Origin of the sequence: Microcoleus sp. K5-D4 (genome assembly GCF_036704575.1) — a bacterium.
In the GTDB taxonomy this organism is placed as follows: domain Bacteria; phylum Cyanobacteriota; class Cyanobacteriia; order Cyanobacteriales; family Microcoleaceae; genus Microcoleus.
Genome location: NZ_JAUBSD010000168.1, coordinates 1 through 4,764 on the forward strand (window position 1 = coordinate 1; position 4,764 = coordinate 4,764).

Below are 4,764 nucleotides of genomic sequence, written 5' to 3' on the forward strand. Positions count from 1 at the left end.
TATCATTATTGTTCCATAATATTTCTGCAGAAAGAGGTATTGACAAAATCTACTCCTTTCTAACTTGTTACCAATGAGGCGGAATTGGTGGCTGTTGTGGGTGATCGGCACTTTTTAGATTTTCAGGAATTGGTCGCGCGTTGCCCAAAATATTTTAGCGAACTCCCCGTACCGTCGATCAAAGCCGCCACCAAAAAAATTAGCTAATTTTTGTGTGCCCTAAAGTCAGGCACTTGCAGTATAAAATCAGGCGGAAAGCAGTACAAAATCAGTGAGATACAGGTATTTGCAGCGACTGCACTCTACCTGTATTTACCCGAAAATATCCTGCAAATGCCTGCAATTTTATGCCAAATTACTGCTTTTTTGTGTCGAGCGTACATTTGCTTGTTGAGGCTGGTTTTCGCTGTTCTCAATCGGTAGCAAGCAATGGTTTTGTCCGTACAAAACCTTATTTATTACTTTTAAATAAAAACGATGCACCCTTATGAATGGGGAATCCTAGGTGTCATGGCGATCGCGCTCTTGCTGGCTATCGGACGAGTGATTCCCTCGCGATCCTCGACATCAGCCGGCTGCTTCGCTTGCAAACAGGATAGCGGGCGCGCGAAAGCTCTTGGTGTCCGCCGCCAATGCCGAACTGCACCAACTGGCTTGTGTCGTGCGATGATCCGCTCCATTGTAAAGGCGGCTGTCGTGTACACCAACTAGCTCGCTCCTGGCTTCAAGAGCGACTGGCACGAGCACAGTTCTATCCTTGTCCAAACTGCCCCATCAAACTTTCTTGTCTTGGCTTCCAGAGTGAGCGTGAGCGCAACTCGCAGCTACCAACAATTCCTATGGCACTCTTGCAAAAACCATAAATTGGCAAAAAGTGCTCAAATCCGACTTTTGTACGTCTATTTGACATGGCTTGCTATGCGACTAGCGCACTAACTAGGAGGATTTAAGAGGTGTCGGAGTACAAAAAATCTATTTAAAAGCAGCGAAAGTTAATTTAATTTAATTAAGATTTGTGAAAATTGGAGGACAATTTAGGAATTTTTAGGGAGAAGTAGGAAATATTAGGAAATATTAGGAAATAGAAGGGTTAAAATACAAAGCTTTTTGTGGCCTTCAGTAACAATCGTAATGTGTTCTTTCTTACAAAAAGTTGCACCCTCTGTGTGGAGAATGCAGCTTACGCTTATTGCTGGCCGGCATTACTTCTTAGAAGAACCTGACCTTTGTAGTAGTCGTAACATCACTGGCATTAGTACCTGAATCAGCGAGGCAACAGAGCAGATGAAGATAGCGAACACTCTGCATGAGCATTCTGGCAGCCCGAAAAAAATACTCTTCCACTTCACTCCTCTTATACAAAAGTGCGTTAGCACTGCATTCAATCAAACTCGGCTCCCTGTACTGCAACTCTTGCTAGAAAAACGCTACCGCTATTGTTCCGATACATTAATATGCCATAGCTGAATGGCTATAACAAGGCGGCAATCTTTTAGGCAACTTTAACAGTCTATTCGATTAGTTCGGCTTGCTCGAACCTGAAAGTACAGCATAATTGCTACCAGTTAGTCGCTTGCTTTTTCTACAATTGCGACTATTGGGGAATGCAGAGGCAAGCTGTTTAGTTGTTAAATAAATCTTAAGCGTACCGGGACAGGAAAACACCTCAAAATTAACTTTTTGAGACCGCTAGACGATGAGTTTTTCTGAGTTATTGCTGTAGTTTTTGAGTTTTTATGAGTAAAAATTTGTAAGCTCAGCTTGAATTGTGAACCCAATTTGGGGCGGTATTAGCAACAAAAAACTCAAATTTATGCAAATTTATACAAGCTGGGAAGAACTGGAAAAAAGCAGAGAAGGATGGTAGCAAGCAATGTTGGGAGATATATTTATATCGGTAAAGGAAAGATGGTAGCAAGCAATATTGGGAGATATATTTATATCGATAAAGAAAGTTGCGGCTAAGTTTTCTGAAACACGCGCTCGAATAGCGCTCCTACAATGGCTTCAAGCGGCCGGGGCAAGCGCTGTATTCGCTACTAGGCTCTTGCCCTTCAACGAGCGCGCCCTCCGTAAATTAAAGTGGCCACACCTTGAGTATTCGCTATTCGCGAATATAGAATAAAGGTAACAATGTGCTAGCTCATCCGCTATGCTAAAACCCCAAGATATCCTTGCAATACTCAAAGTCCACAGTTGGGATTCAACGAACTGGACGTACAGTTCTCTCGCTCAAAGCTTGGGCATGAGCGCATCAGAGGTTCATGCTGCCCTTGAGCGTTTTGAAGCTGCCGGTCTGTATTATGGCTCCGAGCGGAAAATTTTGAAGCAAGCGGTGTTGGAATTCTTGGTTCACGGGTTGCGCTATGTATTCTACGCCCAACCAGGCCCCCTCTCGCGGGGACTGCCAACTGCACATTCTGCTGAGCCATTGAAAAGCAAGCTGGTTGCCTCACCATCTGAGGTTTACGTTTGGCCTGACCCTCAAGGTGTCGTGAGAGGGCAGGCGATCGCACCTCTGTACCGCTCAGTCCCCCAAGCTGCCAGTAATGATCCAAAACTCTACGCCTTGCTCAGCTTGATTGACGCTATTCGAGTTGGTCGGGTGCGGGAGCAACGTTTAGCCGCTAGCGAACTTGAAAAAAGGCTCGTCGCTCTATGAATCAGCAGATACTCATGCTGGAAATAGTTGCCAGGGTACTCTCGACCGTACCCACTACCATCGTTTTCACAGGAGGGGCAACAATATCGCTTTACCTCGATGAAGCGGAGGCCCCCGACATTCGACCCACCGATGATGTTGATTGCGTGGTCTCCATTGCATAAGCGGCTGAATACTACCAACTCTCAGAATTGCTGAAAACTATCGGGCTTCAAGAGAGTACAGAATCAGGCGCACCGCTGTGTCGCTGGCACTATGAGAAAATTTCAATTGATGTCATGCCGTGCGACTCCTCTGTATTAGGGTTTTCCAATCGCTGGTACAGGCCGGGCATTGCTAACTCTATTCGCTACCAACTTCCAAGTGGTAGGCAAATCCTAATTTTTTCAACGCCTTATCTCCTCGCTTCCACGCATAGAAGCTTTCATTGGTAGAGGTGGGGGTAACTTTTATTTTAGTTCTGATATTGAAGACATTGTGGCATTGCTGGACGGGCGTTCTAGTTTGTTCGAGGAAGTGCAGCAAACTGACGAAGAAGTGAAAGCATTTTTATCAGAATGGTTTCGAGCAGAGCTTGCAAATCTGTGTTCCATCGCGCCTGCTTTCCTCTCACCCGTTGCTAAAATTTCAGGTCGCTCTCGCTTGCTATTGGAAAGAATTGAAAGGCTGGCGATGGTAGTTTAGTAGTTGACTGTTAGCAATAGACGGCAGCGGACACTTGATCGAGGTAAGCCTTACACTCGCAAACAGCCCGGCTCGGAACGCAAAAACCAGATAGTCCAGCCTCAACTTTATTGCTGGCATAGTGGGTACTACGCTACAAAATCGCTTCATAAATTTTAGCTACCTGCCACTTTTCTCGCACTTGCTCAACTTGATTTTTAATTCAACTTAGGTATCGTAACTTGACTATTAAGTCAATCCAGTCTTTGTTAAAAACGCTAAAAAATCACTAATTGTTGTGGAGCGCTAAAGTCAGGCAAGTGCAGTATAAAGTCAGGCAAGTGCAGTATAAAATCAGTGAGATTACAGGTATTTGCAGGGGCTGCATTTTACCTGTATTTACCGGAAAATATCCTGCTTTCCGTCTGACTTTTTCGGTCAAATTGCTGCTTTTTTATGTCGAGCGTACATTTGCCTGTTGAGGCAGGTTATGACTGTTCTCAATCGGTAGCAAGCAATGTTTTTGTGATCACAAACCAGACTTTTAGGTGCAGAAACAAAAATAATGCACCCTTATGAATGGGGAATCCTAGGTGTCAAGGCGCTTGATTTTTACCCGCTCTTCGACTGTGCCGGTTGCTCACATTGCTCCTGTTGTTGTGACAACTTCGTAGCAGCACTGGCATCAATTGCTCCCGTCACATCTGGGTAACGAGCGATCGGCTTGAGCGACAGCTCGATCGCCCACGACGGAGCTCATATAATCAAACAGGCTCACGGCTCCCATCTCGCGCCCTAGCTTCAGCTATTGAGGAGGATTTTGCGGAGGCAACCGACGCGGGTTTTTGTTGCATCCACCGATGTTTTGGCGATCGTCGGCGGATGGTGGAATTTGCCCAGTTCAAACAGCTTGTGAGTTCTCCGGCAACAACCGGAAAAGGCATAAAAGCTAACAATTTCTAACAAAAGCTAATAAAGCGGATCGCCCATGGCTTCTGTCAGTGGTTGCCTCTTCCGTTTCAGAATTGAAGAGAGAACCAGGGGCGAACACATAATTAAGCATAATTAAGCATATTGCTGTTCGATTTTTCGGTCTAGTCACGGAGAAATTGGGGGCAATCGGCTTGTTGGGTAGCCGGATCGCTCCTGGTTGATTCCTCGGTAAATCGATAGTGAATAAGGAAGCCCCTATTTCTATAAAGGGATAGGCGGAGATACAAGCCATTTACCTCAAATTGGCTTGCTGGCTCATTTAGCTTAAATCCTTGCTAAGCGGGGCTTTCAGCCCGGTTCGCAAGTTTCTGCACAATTGCTACTCAAACCTCTGTCACTGCTCTGCTTCAGCTTTAGGTTCCTTCGGTTTTCTGGGGGGGTGACAACCCACCCAAAACCCATAGCTAGTAAGGATTGAGCCAACTTGTGGTAAAAAAAGATAGGCA

At 45.4% G+C, this 4,764-nt stretch carries 3 protein-coding genes; 2 read left to right on the forward strand and 1 reads right to left on the reverse strand.

Translation table 11 applies throughout. From position 1 onward, the window contains the following. Positions 1–485: 485 nt before the first annotated feature. A complete protein-coding gene (locus tag QUA77_RS28615) occupies positions 486–704 on the reverse strand; it encodes a hypothetical protein (protein ID WP_333206548.1) in 219 nt (72 codons plus the stop codon). A gap of 1,448 nt (positions 705–2,152) precedes the next feature. On the opposite strand from QUA77_RS28615, the gene QUA77_RS28620 reads away from it, so the two are divergent. Next, positions 2,153–2,662 carry a hypothetical protein gene (locus QUA77_RS28620; RefSeq protein WP_333453987.1) on the forward strand — a complete coding sequence of 170 codons (510 nt, stop codon included), beginning with the start codon at positions 2,153–2,155 and terminating at the stop codon, positions 2,660–2,662. Between the two features lie 477 nt (positions 2,663–3,139). Then, positions 3,140–3,346, forward strand: a complete 207-nt coding sequence (locus tag QUA77_RS28625; protein ID WP_333043061.1) for a hypothetical protein — start codon at positions 3,140–3,142, stop codon at positions 3,344–3,346. Positions 3,347–4,764 lie beyond the last annotated feature (1,418 nt).